At 71.6% G+C, this 15,855-nt stretch carries 13 protein-coding genes; 5 read left to right on the forward strand and 8 right to left on the reverse strand.

Annotated features, from left to right (window positions below; translation table 11 throughout):
* Nucleotides 1-37 precede the first annotated feature (37 nt).
* The 6 genes from aqpZ to NQ152_RS14120 form a co-directional block, all read right to left on the reverse strand.
* A complete protein-coding gene (aqpZ, locus tag NQ152_RS14095) occupies nucleotides 38-856 on the reverse strand; it encodes an aquaporin Z (protein WP_257502890.1) in 819 nt (272 codons plus the stop codon).
* A 109-nt stretch (nucleotides 857-965) separates the two neighbouring features.
* Nucleotides 966-2,273, reverse strand: coding sequence for a DUF58 domain-containing protein (locus tag NQ152_RS14100; protein ID WP_257524465.1), 1,308 nt, complete (start codon nucleotides 2,271-2,273; stop codon nucleotides 966-968).
* Between the two features lie 37 nt (nucleotides 2,274-2,310).
* The gene (locus NQ152_RS14105; RefSeq protein ID WP_257524600.1) at nucleotides 2,311-3,240 is read right to left on the reverse strand and encodes a MoxR family ATPase; all 930 of its coding nucleotides are present in this window, start codon (nucleotides 3,238-3,240) and stop codon (nucleotides 2,311-2,313) included.
* A gap of 95 nt (nucleotides 3,241-3,335) precedes the next feature.
* A complete protein-coding gene (locus NQ152_RS14110; protein WP_257524466.1) occupies nucleotides 3,336-4,514 on the reverse strand; it encodes a DUF4350 domain-containing protein in 1,179 nt (392 codons plus the stop codon).
* Nucleotides 4,511-5,188 (reverse strand): DUF4129 domain-containing protein, encoded by a 678-nt coding sequence (locus NQ152_RS17305; protein WP_257502887.1) that lies wholly within the window; start codon nucleotides 5,186-5,188, stop codon nucleotides 4,511-4,513. The genes NQ152_RS14110 and NQ152_RS17305 overlap by 4 nt, the downstream gene beginning before the upstream one ends.
* Nucleotides 5,179-6,702 (reverse strand): hypothetical protein, encoded by a 1,524-nt coding sequence (locus NQ152_RS14120; protein ID WP_257524612.1) that lies wholly within the window; start codon nucleotides 6,700-6,702, stop codon nucleotides 5,179-5,181. Before NQ152_RS14120 ends, NQ152_RS17305 begins: the two co-directional genes overlap by 10 nt.
* A gap of 288 nt (nucleotides 6,703-6,990) precedes the next feature.
* Here NQ152_RS14120 and mtrA point away from each other — a divergent pair, with 288 nt between their 5' ends.
* From mtrA to hpf, 5 genes are all read left to right on the forward strand, one after another.
* The gene (gene mtrA, locus NQ152_RS14125) at nucleotides 6,991-7,671 is read left to right on the forward strand and encodes an MtrAB system response regulator MtrA (RefSeq protein WP_257502884.1); all 681 of its coding nucleotides are present in this window, start codon (nucleotides 6,991-6,993) and stop codon (nucleotides 7,669-7,671) included.
* Between the two features lie 8 nt (nucleotides 7,672-7,679).
* Nucleotides 7,680-9,386, forward strand: coding sequence for an MtrAB system histidine kinase MtrB (mtrB, locus tag NQ152_RS14130; protein ID WP_257502883.1), 1,707 nt, complete (start codon nucleotides 7,680-7,682; stop codon nucleotides 9,384-9,386).
* A complete protein-coding gene (locus NQ152_RS14135) occupies nucleotides 9,383-11,065 on the forward strand; it encodes an LpqB family beta-propeller domain-containing protein (RefSeq protein ID WP_257524467.1) in 1,683 nt (560 codons plus the stop codon). The genes mtrB and NQ152_RS14135 overlap by 4 nt, the downstream gene beginning before the upstream one ends.
* A gap of 99 nt (nucleotides 11,066-11,164) precedes the next feature.
* A complete protein-coding gene (locus NQ152_RS14140; RefSeq protein WP_257524468.1) occupies nucleotides 11,165-11,866 on the forward strand; it encodes a phosphoribosyltransferase family protein in 702 nt (233 codons plus the stop codon).
* 89 nt (nucleotides 11,867-11,955) lie between these two features.
* Complete coding sequence (gene hpf, locus NQ152_RS14145; RefSeq protein ID WP_257502880.1) at nucleotides 11,956-12,612, forward strand: ribosome hibernation-promoting factor, HPF/YfiA family; 657 nt, start codon at nucleotides 11,956-11,958, stop codon at nucleotides 12,610-12,612.
* A gap of 74 nt (nucleotides 12,613-12,686) precedes the next feature.
* Here hpf and NQ152_RS14150 read toward each other — a convergent pair whose 3' ends face one another.
* Nucleotides 12,687-14,036, reverse strand: a complete 1,350-nt coding sequence (locus NQ152_RS14150; RefSeq protein ID WP_257502879.1) for a hypothetical protein — start codon at nucleotides 14,034-14,036, stop codon at nucleotides 12,687-12,689.
* A 53-nt stretch (nucleotides 14,037-14,089) separates the two neighbouring features.
* Complete coding sequence (locus NQ152_RS14155; protein ID WP_257524601.1) at nucleotides 14,090-15,823, reverse strand: DEAD/DEAH box helicase; 1,734 nt, start codon at nucleotides 15,821-15,823, stop codon at nucleotides 14,090-14,092.
* Between the last annotated feature and the right edge of the window lie 32 nt (nucleotides 15,824-15,855).

Below are 15,855 nucleotides of genomic sequence, written 5' to 3' on the forward strand. Positions count from 1 at the left end.
CTGGGGGCGGGCCTCCTGCGTGCGCAGTGCGCTGCCGCTACCGCACGCGCGCTTCGCGCTGTGCGGCCGGGGCGACCCGGGGCTCGAACAGCGCGCGGTGCAGGAAACCCGCGAGCACGCCGCCGACCAGCGGGAACACCAGGAACACCCAGAGCTGGATGAGCGCGTCGCCGCCGCCGTAGATGGCCGTCGCGATCGAACGGGCCGGGTTGACCGAGGTGTTGTCGATCGGGATCGACGCGAGATGGATGAAAGTCAGGGTCAGGCCGATCGCGATTCCGGCGAAATTGCCTGCGCCGCGCTTGGCGTGGGTCACGCCTAGGATTACGAGCACGAAGATCGCCGTGAGGAGGACTTCCGCGGTGATCGCGGCCCCCAACCCGAACCCGCCAGGCGAGTGTTCGCCGAAGCCGTTGCTGGCGAAACCGCCGTCCTGCGCGGCGCTGAGCCAGTTGCCCGGTCCGAACAGCCCGATCAGCACGATCAGAGTGGTTCCCAGCGCCCCGCCGACGATCTGGGCGACGATGTACCCGGGGGTGTCCTTCCACGCGAACCGGCCCGCGGCGGCCAGGCCGAACGTCACCGCCGGATTGAAGTGGCCGCCCGAGACCGGCCCCCACGTATAGATCGCGGCGAGCAGGGTCAGGCCGAACGCGAGGGCCACCCCGACGAAACCGACACCGAGCGAGGTGCCGTTCTCGCTCGCGCCGAAGTCGGCGGCGAACAGGGCGGTGCCGATCGAACCGAAGACGAGCACGAACGTGCCGAGCGCCTCCGCGACCAGCTTCGTCGCGGTGCTGGCCTGGTCGGCGCCGGCCTCGTCGGCTCTGCGCGCACTGCTGGGGGTATCCGACATGGCGGACTCCTTTCCTCGTCGTGAGCGTAGCCCTCCGGCAGGGGCCGCCAACAGAGTATGTCGTCGCGTGTCCGCGCGGGCGCCGGACCTCGTACGTCCTCCGCGGGGCTCAGAGGCGACCGGCGGCCTTCAGCGCCAGGTACCGGTCGGCGATCCTCGGCGGCAGCGCCTCGGCCGACGCAGCGACCGCCTCGGCGCCCGCTCGGCCGATGGCCGCGGCCACCCGCGCCGCGTCACGGACCGTCTGCTCGTGCGCGGCGGCCCGGTACACGCCCGCTGCGTTCCCGCGGTCGTCATCGGCAGCGGCATCGTCTGCGACGGTGACCGTGCCGACCAGGACGTGGGCCCGGCGCGAGAGTGCCGGCAGCGAGCCGAGGAAGCCACGGGCGGATTCCGGTGCGTCCTGCGCCGTCAGGATCACCACGAGCGACGGCCGCGAGCTGAGTCTGCGCACCTGTGCGAACGCGGCATCCCAATCCGTTTCGATCAGCTGCGGCTCGACCGGTGCCATCGCCTCCACGAGCGCGGGCAGCAGCGCCGGCCCGTCCACGCGGGTGACGCGAGCACGGGCGACGCGGTCGAACATGAGAAGGTGCGTGTGATCGCCCGCGCGCGAAGCGAGCGCTGCCAGCAGCAGTGCGGCCTCCATCGCGGCATCCAGTCGTACGCCGTCTCCCACCCGTGCGGCGGCCGTGCGTCCCGTGTCCAGCAGGATCACGACATGGCGGTCCCGCTCGGGGCGCCACGTGCGCAGCATCGTCGCGCCCGCGCGCGCGGTGGCGCGCCAGTCGATCGAGCGGACGTCATCCCCGCGCACGTATTCGCGCAGGCTGTCGAACTCGGTGCCCTGCCCGCGGACCTGCACACTGGTGTTGCCGTCCAGCTCGCGCAGGCGGGCCAGTCGCGAAGGCAGGTGCCGACGGGCGGTGAACGGCGGCAGCACTCGCAGCGCGCCCCGGCTCGGTATCCGCGCCTGACGCCCGGCCAGTCGCCACGGCCCGTCCGCGCGGACCACGACGAACGCAGAGCTCAGTTCGCCCCGGCGCCGGGGCAGCAGCGGGACCACGATCCGCCGACGCTCCCCGGCGGGCACGTCGACCGCCGGGCGGTCGGGCGACGCGCCCGCGGTGGGCTGCCAGGCGTCGCGGATCTGACCGTGGAGCCGCCGCGCACCGGTGTTCTCCAGCCACAGCTCCGTCTCCACGGGCTCTCCGAGCAGAGCGCGGCCCGGCACCCGGCGGTGCACCCGGATTCGGCGCGGATCGGCCGCGGCGGCGGCATCGGCGAGCGCGAGGGCGGCGCACAGCGCAAGCCAGACCGCGGCGGCGGCCCAGGCGTTGAGGCCGGCGACCGAGAGCAGCACGACGGGCACCGTGCCGAGTCCGACCAGAAGCGGCACGCGGCCGGAGATGAACACTAGAGGTCCTGATCCGCGGGAGCGGTCTGGAGCCGACTCACATGGGTACCCGGGTCTGCTGCAGCACCGAGCCCAGCACGGCATCGACGGAGACGCCTTCGAGCTCGGCGTCCGGACGCAGGCGGATGCGGTGGCGCCAGGTGGGCACGAGCATGGTCTGCACGTGGTCGGGGGTGATCGCCGGGTACCCGCCGAGCCATGCCCACGCCTTCGACGCGGCCAGCAGCGCCGTGGTCGCGCGCGGGCTGACGCCGAGCTGCACCGAGGGCGAGCGCCGGGTCGCCTGGGCCAGATCGACGATGTAGGCCAGGACGTCGTCGGCCACCATGACCGCCGCCGCGGCCCGCTGCGCCGCGCGGATCTCCGCGGCATCGACGGTCTGCTGCAGCCCGGCGGCGGCGAGATCCTGCGGGTCGAAGCCCCCGGCGTGGCGGCGCAGCACCGTCAGCTCGGCGTCGCGGGGCGGGATGTCCACGATCAGCTTCAGCAGGAAGCGATCCAGCTGCGCCTCCGGCAGCGTGTAGGTGCCCTCCTGCTCGATCGGGTTCTGGGTGGCGGCGACGATGAACGGCTCGGGCAGCGGACGGGCGACGCCGTCGGTGGAGACCTGTCGCTCCTCCATGGCCTCCAGCAGGGCGGACTGCGTCTTCGGGGGTGTGCGGTTGATCTCGTCGGCCAGCAGGACGTTGGTGAACACCGGACCCGCGCGGAACTCGAACTCGCCCGCGCGCGCGTCGTACACCAGGGATCCGGACACGTCGCCCGGCATCAGGTCGGGCGTGAACTGGATGCGCTTGGTGTCCAGTCCCAGCGCACCGCTGAACGCCCGCACCAGCAGCGTCTTCGCGACGCCGGGCACCCCTTCGATCAGCACGTGCCCGCGCGCCAGCAGGGCGATCAGGAGGCCGGTGACAGCGCCGTCCTGGCCGACCACGGCCTTGCCCACCTCGATCCGCACCCGGTTCATGGACTCCCGCAGTGCGGCGTCGTCGAGGGCGGGGCTCGCGGATGCCGGGGCGGCAGCCGTCTGCTCGCCGGCTGCGTCGCGCGGGCTGGGGTCTGTCATCGGGTGTTCCTTTCAGGACGCACGGCCGTCTGCACGGTCTGCTCGAGGGCGCGGAGGTCTTCGCTGAGCGCGACGAGCTCCGGGTCGGTACGGGGCAGTTCGTCGATGAGGATGCGCCGGACCCTGCCACGGTCCAGTCCGGCGCGGGCGGCCGTGGCATCCGAGATCTCGGCGGCGGAGGCGGACGGACCCAGGCCCAGCGTCCGGGACAGGCGGGTGAGCGCCCCGATGCGCAACTGGTCGGCCGCGTGCAGCGCATCGCGGGCGTGCGCATACAGTCGCGCGCGTCCCTCGGTCGTCTCCGCTGCACGGACGGTCACCGGCATCCGCTCGGCGACCAGTGGACCGAAGCGGCGGCCGCGCCAGATCGCGGCGGTGATACCGGCCACCAGGAGCAGCACGATGACCGGGCTGACCCACGGGGGCGTGAGCTCGCCCAGTGAAGCGTCCGCGTCGGCGAGGTCGCTGTCGCCGATGTCGGGCAGGTACCACACGAGCGTGGCATGCCGGCCGAGCAGATTCACCGCGAGGGCCGCGTTGCCCTCCGCGGCGAGGTGCTCGTTGGTGAACAGAGCCCGGCCGTCCACGGCGACCGCCCGGGCTCCGGCGTCGTCGCCGACGAGCAGGCCGTATCCGCCGCCGGTCGGGAAGCACGCCGTGGCCTGCGGACCGGGTGCGTAGATCGCGCCGGGCGAAACGGGTCCGGCGCGCTGCGCCTCGGGCAGGGCGCACGCGGGCGGGACGGCCTGGCCTGGACCGACACCGTGCGGGGTGGCGCCCGGCAGCAGCAGTCGCAGGGTGCGGGAGCGAGGCTCGATCAGGACGACCTCTGTCGCGGCATCCGCGACAGAGGTGAGGGCATCGTCGGACAGGTGCGGCGCATCGGCCATCGCCAGGGTCGCCGCACCGCGGCCGAGTGCATCCTCTGCGGAGGCTCGATCGCGCGCCACGATGACATCCACTCCGTGTTCGCTGAGGATCTGGGTCAGCGCACGGGCGCCGGTCGGACCCGCCGACTCCGGGTCGAGCGCCTCGCGCTCGGCCCACTGCCCGATGCCTGCCAGAGCGGACCCGGCGATCCCGACCGCGACGAGCGCGGCGGCGATGACCATCCACCCGGCGATGGGCCGACGGCGCCCGGCGGGCGCGGCGACGGTGTCGGCTGCGGCGGTCACGTGCTCGCCCCGACCAGGACCGGCAGCACCGGTCGGGTGGCGCGGACGGTGTCCTCCACGGCCCCGATGCGCCGGTACAGTTCCTCGGTACCCGGTCGGCGCAGGTAGCGGACGTCCTCGAACGCGGCAGCGGCCGATTCCAGCTGGTCCGCGCAGGCCGGGTACGCGCGCGCGGCGGCCCGGGCGAAGGCATGCACGGTCGCACCGGGCGGGGTGTCCACGGCTCCGCGCTCGAGTAGTCCGCGGGCCAGTGCCCGGAAGCGGAGGATGATCGCGGTGTCCCAGTCGCCGGCGGCGGCGGAGGATGCAGCGTCCCGGCGCAACTGGTCGGCGCTGCGCTGCTCGTCCGCACCGAACAGGTCGGCCGGACCGCGAGAACGGGCCGTGAACCGCGGGACGCCCCAGATCAGGAAGGCGGCGAGGATCACCAGTCCCACCACCACGGCCGCCACGACAGCGACCCAGGGTCCCCACTCGCCGGGAAGCTCGGACGAGAACAGCGACTCGAAGAAGTCGGCGATCGCCCGTGCGATGCGGTCGAGGGGGGTGGGTTCGGCGATCGCGTACCGTGGATCGGCCAGTTCCCGCTCGGCCCACCTGCGCGCTTCTTCGCGATCGGGGACGAGCGGCGGCACGGACGCGGCCAGCCGGGAGAACACGCCGGCTACGACCACGGCGACTCCGGGTCGATCGCACTGCCGGCCGAACCGGGTGCGGTCCAGCGCGTCGCCGACGGCGGTTCATCCTGCGTGCCCCGCTGCGTGGGGTCGGATTCCGCTGCGGTGGCGGGCTCCGCGGGTGGGACCGATGCGGCCGATGACGGGTACCCGGGCTGGGCCGGGTGGCCGGCCGGGGCCGCATCGGGCCGCGCCGCGGCAGGGGGAGCCGGCGGCGGGGGATACCCGGGATACCCCTGCTGCGCGGGATACCCCTGCTGCGCGGGATACCCCTGCTGCGCGGGATACCCCTGCTGCGCGGGATACCCCTGCTGACCGGGATAGCCCTGCTGCGCGGGATACCCCGGTGCGTACCCGGCGGGGGCCGGGGGCTGCGGCTGGGCCGGCGCATACGGCTGTCCCGCATACGCGGGGGGATAGCCCTGCGCGGCCGGATAGCCGGGCGCCGCGGGGAAGACCGGGCGCGGCGCGATCTTCCGTCCGATGTTCTCCCGGTACGGATCGGCCAGACCGATCGCCCCGGCGTCGCGTCGCTCGACGTAGGCGAGCAGGTCGATGTCCAGGCCTTCGCGTCGCATCCGGCAGTCGATGTAGATGAGGGCCGTCGCCGTGCCCTGTACCACGACGGCCACGGACTGGATGAGCAGCGTGACCACCTGGGTCAGCACCAGTGCGACCAGCATGCCGATGATCGCGGACGGTTCCGGGTCGCCGGTCGGGCTGATGATCGTCGTCAGCCCGGTGGTGAGGAACGAGAACGGGATGCTGATGACCTGCGAGAGCGCCCCGAACGTGAGCGAGATGATGACGATCGTGCCCAGCGCGGCCCAGAACCGGCCGCGGATGAGCACCCAGGAGCGGGCGATGGCACCGCGGATGGTGGCCTGCTCGAGGATGATGGTCGCCGGGACCAGCAGCAGTTTGGTGGTCAGCCACAGCGCCAGCGGGATCGCGGAGAGGATCACGAGGATGGTCAGGGCGACCGCGAGGGGCAGCGCGGCCACGCCGACCGCGATGATCGCGACGGCGACGATGCCGATCAGGACCAGCACCGCCAGGGTGAGCAGCAGGGAGTATCCGATCAGGCGCCACGCCACCGGCTTGACCCGCTGCCACAGTGCACGCAGTGTCAGCTTCTCGGCGACCGCGGCGTGCGCGACCTCGCTGACCACGACGCCCTGCACGATCACCCCGAGCGCACCGGCGGCAAGACCCAGGACGAGCGCCGTGATGGAGGTCAGGGCGATCGAGCCGGCCATCACGGCCTCGAACTCGTCGGTTCCCTCGCGGAGCGTGTCCAGCCGCGTGAACGAGGCCACCGCGACCGCGCCGACCCCGAGCAGCACCAGAAGGTACGCGGCCGTCTGCACGCACAGCGCGAAGCCGAGCAGGACGCGGGGGTTCTGCCGCAGAGCGGCGAAGGACCGTCCCAGGATGATGCCGAAAGTCAGCGGATGCAGCGGGATGATGCCGGCGCGGGATGCCGGTGTCCAGGCCGGATAGGCGGTCACGGATGGCCCTCCTCGTGTCGACTGTGTCGTTCCGGGCCTCGGGCCCCCGACCATGACGTGCGGACGAGCCCCCTGCCGGGCTCGGACCAGACCACGGGCGCGCTGACGCGCCCCCGGGCTGAGCCACTATCGTGTCACACCGACCGGCCCCGACAGCGGTCCTCCGGTGCGCGCGCGGCCCGCGTTCGGCCTGTCCACAGCCGGTGTCCACTACTCTGTGGGAAGCGCACGGGGAAGGCGTGAGAACGGCGCGCGCCCCGGCCCGACGCAAAGGACGAAACGCGGGAGATGACATCACGCATCCTGGTGGTCGATGACGACACGGCCCTGGCCGAGATGATCGGCATCGTCCTTCGCACGGAGGGATTCGAAACGGCGTTCTGCGCAGACGGTTCCAAGGCGGTCGAGACCTGGCGTGCCGAGCGTCCGGATCTGATCCTGCTGGACCTCATGCTTCCCGGGATGGACGGCATCGAGATCTGCACGCGGATACGCGCCGAATCCGGGGTTCCGATCATCATGCTCACCGCACGCACCGACACCGCGGACGTGGTCAAGGGCCTCGAATCCGGCGCTGACGACTACATCGTGAAGCCGTTCAACCCGAAGGAACTGGTCGCGCGCATCCGCACCCGGCTGCGCCCGGCCGCGCAGCAGGCGAACGAGACGCTGCGCATCGGCGACCTCACCGTCGACGTGGCCGCCCACGAGGTGCGCCGCGACGAGTCGCCGATCGCGCTGACACCGCTTGAATTCGAGCTGCTGGTGGCGCTGGCCTCGAAGCCGCAGCAGGTCTTCTCTCGGGAGATGTTGCTGGAACAGGTCTGGGGCTACCACTACAAGGCCGACACCCGCCTCGTCAACGTGCACGTCCAGCGCCTCCGCGCCAAGGTGGAACTCGACCCCGACAACCCGAAGATCGTCACGACGGTGCGCGGCGTCGGCTACCGCGCCGGCGCCGTGGTGTGAGGTCCTCGATGCCCCCCGCAACGGCGGTGACGGCATCCCGCCTCCCGGCGACCGCGTGGCGTGACTGGCGCTCGTGGCCGGACAGCCTTGCGAATCTGTGGCGGCGCTCGCTGCGGTTCCGGACCATCCTGATCACGCTGGCGCTGACGGCCCTCGCGATCCTCGTCGCGTGCATCTGGATGGCGCTGGCGATTCAGAACGATCTGTTCCAGGCCCGCAAGGACCAGGTGCTGCGCGATTCGCTGCGGGCCACCCAGGCGGCACAGGCCACTCTGGATGCCGCCGCCGTCCAGGGCGACACGGTACAGATCCAGAACCTGTGGAACAGCGTGCGGGCCACACTGGCGGAGCGGTCCTCGACCGACATGATCGCCGCGTTCCGGATCGATCGGACCCCGTCCCAGCTGGCGCCGCAGGACTTCACCACCCCGGGGCTGACCGAGCAGGTGATCTCCGAGGGCATGCACGAAGCGGTGCAGTCGGACGCGGCGCAGCAGTGGTGGCAGTCCGTCGAGCTTCCCCTGACGAACGGACCGGTGCCCGGGATCATCGTCGGTCAGCAGCTGACGGTTCCCGACGTGGGCGGCTACGAGCTGTACCTGGCATACGACCTGGACAGCGCGTCTCAGACCCTCGGCTTCGTGCAGACCACGCTGTGGATCGTCGGCAGCTCCCTGGTCGTGCTGATCGGGGCGATCTCCTGGTTCGTTCTGCGCTCGGTGACGATCCCCATCGGCGAGGCGGCGGACACCAGTGCCAAGCTCGCCGCCGGAGAGCTCGGCGTGCGCCTGCCCGTGCGCGGCGAAGACGAGCTGGCCACCCTGGGACGGTCCTTCAACGCCATGGCCGACAGCATCGAATCGCAGATCAAGGAGCTCGCCGATCTTTCCCTGGTCCAGCAGCGATTCGTCTCGGATGTCTCGCACGAACTGCGCACACCACTCACGACCATCCGGCTGGCGGCGGACATGATCAACGACCACCGGCAGAGCTTCGATCCCGCCACCGCGCGCGCAGCCGAACTGCTGAACGCGCAGGTGCAGCGTTTCGAGACGCTGCTGACCGATCTGCTCGAGATCAGCCGCTACGACGCCGGTTCGGTGCAGCTCGAGCTCGAGCCGACCAGCCTTGCACACCTCGCCGAAGACGTGATCGCGTCGATGCATCAGCTGGCCGAACAGCACGGCACCGACGTGCGTCTGGTCGCTCCGGGGGGCTATTCGCCGGTCGAGATGGACCCCCGCCGAGTGCGCCGCATCGTGCGCAACCTCCTGGGCAACGCGATCGAGCACGGTGAGGGCAGGCCGATCGTGATCACGGTCGACAGCGACCAGCAGGCGGTTGCCATCGGCGTGCGCGACTACGGCCTCGGCATGACGCCGCAGGACGCGGAGCGGGTGTTCGACCGGTTCTGGCGCGCCGATCCTTCGCGCACGCGCACGATCGGCGGCACCGGCCTGGGGCTGTCCATCGCGCTCGGCGACGCGCGGCTGCACGGCGGCGAGCTGGCCGTGTGGTCCGATCTGGGCCGCGGTTCCCACTTCGTCCTGACTCTTCCCCGCCACGGCGGCGTCCTGACCGCCCCCTCGCCCATCCCGGCGGATCCGGGGGATGACTCCGGCGCCGCACTGGAGGACTTCGGCCTCACCCAGCCCATCCAGATCCCGACCGGCGAGGTCCGGGCGGATGCCGCGACCCGGGGGAGTGCATCGTGAGAGCGCGTCGGGGCATCGCTGCCGTCGTCGCGGCCGCAGCCCTCGTCCTGTCCGCGTGCGCCGGTCTGCCGGCCGGCGGGCCGGTGAATCCGGGGCTGGCGGCGGGGGATGATGCGTTCTCGCCGGAGTTCCTCTTCCGTCCCGACGAGCCGCAGCCCGGAGCGACCCCCGAGCAGATCGTCGAGGGCTTCATCCGCGCCGGGTCCGGTCCCGGACCCGCGGCGAACTGGGACGTCGCGCGCATGTTCCTCGCGCCATCGATCCGGGAGACCTGGAAGCCGGAGGCGAGCGTCACGATCGATGTGCCGGACGAACGCACTGCGGTCGCGCCGACCGAGGGTGCCGTGTCAGTGTCCCTGGTCGCGGTGGCGACGGTGGACCAGACCGGTGCCTATCAACCGGCCGAGGCGGGCATCACCCAGCTCTCGTTCCACCTCGCCCAGCAGGACAACGGCGAGTGGCGGATCACCGAAGCGCCGGATGGGGTGGTCGTGGACCGCGACGTGTTCGCGAATGTCTTCCACCGCTATTCGCTGATGTTCTTCGATCCCACGTGGCAGTTCCTGGTGCCCGACGTGCGCTGGTTCCCGACCACTAACGCCGCGACGCGGATCGCCGGAGCTCTGGTGAACGGCGCGCCCAGTCCCTGGCTTCTGGATTCGGTGCGCAACGCCTTTCCCGAGGGCGTCTCGCTGGCCCGCCCCTCCGTGCCGTTGGAGTCCGGAGTGGCCCAGGTGGCGCTCAGCGCGGACGCGCTGCTGATCGAGCCCACGACCCTGGACCGGATGCAGACCCAGCTGACCGCGAGCCTGGCCACCGCCGGTGTCTCCCGGGCTCAGATGTCGGTCGAGTCCGCGCCGCTGATCGCCGAGCCGGTCGCCACCCGCTCCACGCGGGTGACCGGTCCGCCTCTGGTGCTCACCGAGGAGGGGTTCGGCTTCCTCGCGGGCGACGAACTCACGCAGATCCCCGGTCTGTCGTCGTCGATGGCCAACGTGATTCCCACCGCCATCCAGGTCGCCACCGACCGGGACTTCGCCGCCGTGCGGCTCGTGGACGGCACGGTCGCGCGCGTGCCGGCGGGAGGCGGTGTCACCGTGGTGGACTCTCGAGCCGGTCTGGTCAACCCGAGCGCCGACCCGTTCGGCTACATCTGGAGCGTTCCGCGCGACCAGCCCTCGGCGGTGACGGTGTTCTCCGCCGGGGGCCAGCAGTTCCCGATCGCCGACGCCTGGCCCGGAGCGACGCAGATCGTCGCCATGACGGTGTCGCGGGACGGCGCGCGGCTCGCGGCGCTGCTGGTCGCCGGTGACCGGACGGAGGTGCGGGTGGCCGGTGTCGTCCGCGGCGACGACAATCAGCCGATCCGGATCGGCGACCCGGTGCCTCTCGGTGTGCTCTCCGGCGCGGGGGCGGGTCTGACCTGGCTGGACGACGTCAGCCTCGGCGTGCTGACAGCACGTGCCGAGGGGCCGCTGTTCACCGAGCAGCTGGCCGGGGGTCCCGGTTCGACCATCGACGCGCCGATCGGTGCCGCATCGATAGCCGGGGCGAACTCGATCTCGAGCGTCCGCCTCCGCGCCGAGGACGGGTCGCTATTCGTCAAGCGGGGGGCGAACTGGCAGCGCACCACCGGCGGCGTCCTCGTCCTGGCCACCCAGCAGGGCTCCCCCCCGTAGCCGCCGCCCGCATTCCTCCCCAGCCCGGGCGGGTTCGATGTCATGCACGGACGAGCCGCCGTCCAGCCCTGCGGCGGCGCATGGCGTCATCGTGGGCGAGTGGAGCAAACCGGATGGGTCGGCACGACGGTGCGCGAGGCGCTGGGCGGCGCGCTTGCGCTCGTGTTGCCGATCGCGTGCGCCGGATGCGCTGAGCCCGACGTCGCACTGTGCGAGGACTGCCGCGGCCTCCTGCTGCCGTCCGTCGAGCACAGCCTCCCGGGGGTGTGGAGCGGTCTGCGATTCGAAGGGGTGACCGCCCGGGTGGTGCGCGCCCTGAAGGAGGACGGCCGGACCGGTCTGGCCCGCCATCTTGCGCCGGCGCTGCGGGCCGCAGTGGGTGCGGCGGAGGCCGCGGCATCCGCACCTCCCGACGGGGCCGCATCGGCCAGCACGACCGTCGTCGTGCCCGTTCCGACCTCGCGTGCCGGCTACCGGCGCCGCGGCTACCGGGTGGTCGAACTGGTGGCGCGCCGCGGTGGCCTGCGGCCTGCGCGGCTGCTGCGGATCGGGCGCGTCACGGCCGATCAGCGCGGTCTGGACCGGGCCGAGCGCCGCCGGAACGTCGCCGGCTCGCTGGTCGCAGGCGGCGTCGAAGGCCTGCGCGTCGTCGTCGTCGATGACGTCGTGACGACCGGAGCGACCCTGGCCGAGGCGGTCCGCGCCCTGCGGGCCGGCGGCGCCGAGGTGATCGGGGCTGCGGCCATCGCGGGCACACCACGGCACGGCGCAGGCAGTGACGCATTCGCGACTCCCAGGTGACAGGCGACCCGGGGCCGGGATAGCGTGGGGATGACAAGGCGACTCAGGGTCCGCCCTTGGCCGGGCGGACCGGAACAAGGAGGTCAAGGATGGAAACCAGCATTGTCGGCGTGGGAGTGGGCATCACCGATCGCTTCCGCTCGGTTGTTGACGACAAGACCGCCCGCATCGAGACCCTTGCGCCACGCGCTCAGCGCGTGGATGTCAAAGTGACCCACCGGGCGTACCACAACGGTCGCATGGAGGACGAAACGGTCGAGCTGACGCTCACCGGGCGGGGTCCTCTGGTTCGGGCCGAGGCAACAGACGCCGACAAGTTCGCCGCGCTGGACATGGCGGTGGACAAGCTGTGCGAGCAGCTGCGGCGCGCGAAGGACAAGCGCGTCGATGCCCGCAACCACCCGCGCGGTGCCAAGTTCGAGAAGGAGAGCGGCGAGCTCTCCGGCATCGACGTGCAGCCGGCATCGATGGATGTGATCCAGGCCGTGGCCACCGGAGAGATCCCGGTGGTGGCCGGCGGCCAGGACGAGGCGGATTACACCCCCGTGGTCATCCGCACGAAGGAGTTCGACCCGGAGTGGATGTCTGTCGAGGAAGCCGTTGACCGCATGGAACTGGTCGGGCACGACTTCTTCCTGTTCATCGACGCGCGCACCGATCACCCCAGCGTCGTGTACCGCCGCAAAGGCTGGGATTACGGCGTGATCTCTCTGACCACCCAGACGGCGCCGGCGGCAGTCGCGTAGCGACCGAGAGCTCTGGTCCGCTCAGTGGAGCGCACGGAAAACGGGATGCCTCGCACGAGGCATCCCGTTTTCCGTCAGTCGAACATGCCGCCCAGCAGGCTGCCGATGACCAGGCCGCCGAGGATGCCGCCCATCGGATCCCCGCGACGCTGGCCGCCGTCGTCGCCGCCGCCGTAGCCCCATCCGCCGGGTCCGCCGGGGGGCCGCGACTGGTCGATGTCGCGCTGCGCGAGCTGAAGCCCCTCGCTGGCGAGGTACGCGATCCGGCGCGACATCGCCAGCGCCTGCTCGCGGTGATCCTCGTCGATGACGGTGGCGGCGGCGGCCGAGGCGCCCAGGTAGCGGTCGAGGTCGAGACGGATCCGCTCCGCTTCGGCCACGCGCGTGCGGGCGTCGGCGCCGATCCAGCCGCGGTGCCCGGCGATCACGTCGCGCGCCACCGCCAGCTGCCGGTCCGCGTCGTCGATGGAGTGACGGACCTGCTCGAGCGGGGGGATCTGGCGCGCTGCCCGCTCGCGCGCGGTCTCGATGGCCGCGTCCAGGCCGGTGTTGGCCGCGCGGAGGCGGGTCAGGTCCGTGAACGGATTGGTCTTCGCGCCGACCGGCGGCAACGAGGCGAGCGCCTGCTCGAGCGAGGCCACGGCGGTGGCCACCCCAGGCACGGCCGGGGCGTTGCGGGCCTCGACCAGATCACCGCGCGAGTCCTCCACGACCGCGGCGAGCGTGGATTCGGCTCGGAGCGCCTCGATCTCGAAGGTCTCGACGGCGTCGATCAGCGCGACCGCGCGGCGCCCCGCCTCGATCGCCGTCTCCAGTGCCAGATTCGCCTGCTCCCGCTGCCCGGCTTCGCGGCGACGCGACGCGATACCCGCGCTGTGCTGAGCGAACTTCAGCAGCTGCTCGGCTTCATCCGCGTTCTCGGCGACCTGCCGCAGGGCATCGTCGGAGTAGCGCTCCGCCAGGCGGGCGATGGTCTCGCGGGTGTGGGGGAGGCGGGCACGCTGGCGCTCCGCATCCGCCTCGAGTGCGGCGAGGATCTCGGGAGCGCGTCGGGCCTTGGCGATCGGCTCGGCGAGCGCCGCCGTGCGGTCATCGAGCAGCTCCTGAGCCCACTCACTGAGCTGCACGATCCGCGCGTTGCGGGTGCGCAGCTCCTCGGGGGTGTCCGGGATCTCGTCGAAGTTCAGCTGATTGAGGTGGAAGGCCTCCTGCAGGTGCTGGCGCACCGAGGTGAGAGCCTCGCGCAGCTCGCGGGTCGGCCCGACGCCCAGTTCCGCCTCGGCGAAGTCGAGCTCGTCGGTGGTGACGCGGAGTCGCTCGTCGGCCTCGACCAGCGCCCTGCCCGCGCGCCGGGCCAGGTCGGCGTCCTGCGCCTCCAGCGCTTCCTGCTCTTCTCGCTTGCGTTTACCCCAGAATCCAGCCATGAGTAGATCCTAGGTTCGCTTCCGGGGTGCACGTCTGCGGTTCGCCGACGCGGTCACGCGTCGTCGACGGAGTCCCGATGACGCGGTTTGCGCGCAGGACGGTCGTCTGCGTCCGGCCGGCGCGGTCCGCCGGAGTCCGGGCGCAGCTCGATGAGCTTTCCCGAGATGCGCGTGTCGGCGAGTCGTGCGAGCGTCTCGGCGGACAGGTCGGCCGGCAGCTCGACGAGCGAGAAGTCGGGACGGATCTGGATCGCACCGAAATCGCCGCGGCTGAGTCCGCCTTCGTTGGCCAGCGCGCCGACGATCTGGCGCGGCTCGACGCGGTGGCGTTTGCCGACAGCCAGGCGATACGTGGCCATCCGGCTGTTGCTGGTCCGCTGACGCCGCTCGGGGCGCTCAGCGCGGTCGTCGCGGTCGAATCGTCCGGGCCGCTCGCCGCGGTCGCTGCGGTCGTCGCGGTCGAATTTCTGTCGCGCCGGTTCCGGCTCCAGCAGCAGCGGCGATTCGCCCTGGGCGACGACGGCCAGCGCCGCGGCGACATCGACCTCGGGGACGTCGTGGTGGCGCACGTAGTGGGCGATGACGTCCCGGAAGCCGGCGATCCGATCGGTCTGATCCAGCGCCGCGGTGATCCGGTCGTCGAAGCGGGCAAGGCGGGTCACGTTGACGTCTTCGGCGGTGGGCAGCTGCATCTGGGTGAGCGGCTGGCGGGTCGCCCGCTCGATCGCCGAAACGAGGCCGCGCTCGCGCGGGGTGACGAAGCTGATCGCGACGCCGGTGCGTCCGGCGCGGCCGGTGCGGCCGATGCGGTGCACGTAGGACTCGGGGTCGGTGGGGATGTCGAAGTTGATCACGTGCGAGATCCGGTCGACGTCCAATCCACGGGCTGCGACATCCGTCGCCACCAGGATGTCGAGCTTGCCGGACTTGAGCTGGTTCACGGTCCGCTCGCGCTGCACCTGGGCGATGTCGCCGTTGATCGCGGCGGCGCTGTAGCCGCGTGCGCGCAGCTTCTCCGCGACCTCCTCGGTCGCGGACTTGGTGCGGGCGAACACGATCATGCCCTCGAAGTTCTCCACCTCCAGGATGCGGGTGAGCGCATCGATCTTCTGCTGGAAGGACACGATCAGGTACCGCTGCGTCGTAGAGGCCGAGGTGGTCGTCTTGGTCTTGACGGTGATCTCTTCGGGGTCGTGCAGATACTGCTTCGACATGCGGCGGATCGCGGCCGGCATCGTCGCGGAGAACAGAGCGACCTGCTTGGTCGACGGCGTGTCGGCGAGGATCGTCTCGACATCCTCGGCGAAGCCCATTTTGAGCATCTCGTCGGCCTCGTCCAGCACCAGGTACTTCAGCTCGGACAGATCCAGCGTGCCCTTGTCCAGGTGATCCATGATGCGCCCGGGCGTGCCGACGATGATGTGCACGCCCCGGCGCAGTGCGGACAGCTGCACCCCGTAGCCCTGACCGCCGTACACCGGCAGCACGCGGACGCCGCGTGTGTGCGAGGCGTACTTCTCGAACGCCTCGCAGACCTGAAGCGCGAGCTCGCGCGTGGGTGCGAGCACGAGCGCCTGGGGCGACTTCTGCGACACGTCCAGGCGGTCCAGGATGGGCAGCGCGAACGCCGCCGTCTTGCCGGTTCCGGTCTGCGCGAGACCGACGACGTCGCGTCCGGCCAGCAGCGTCGGGATCGTCGCAGCCTGGATGGCGGACGGGGTCTCGTACCCGACGTCGCGGAGCGCCTTGAGCACCGCATCGCCCAATCCGAGGTCGGCGAACGTCATCGCGGCGGGCTCCTCAGGAGCCGCGGCCTCGA

This window comes from Microbacterium sp. zg.B48 (assembly GCF_024623505.1).
Lineage (GTDB): Bacteria > Actinomycetota > Actinomycetes > Actinomycetales > Microbacteriaceae > Microbacterium.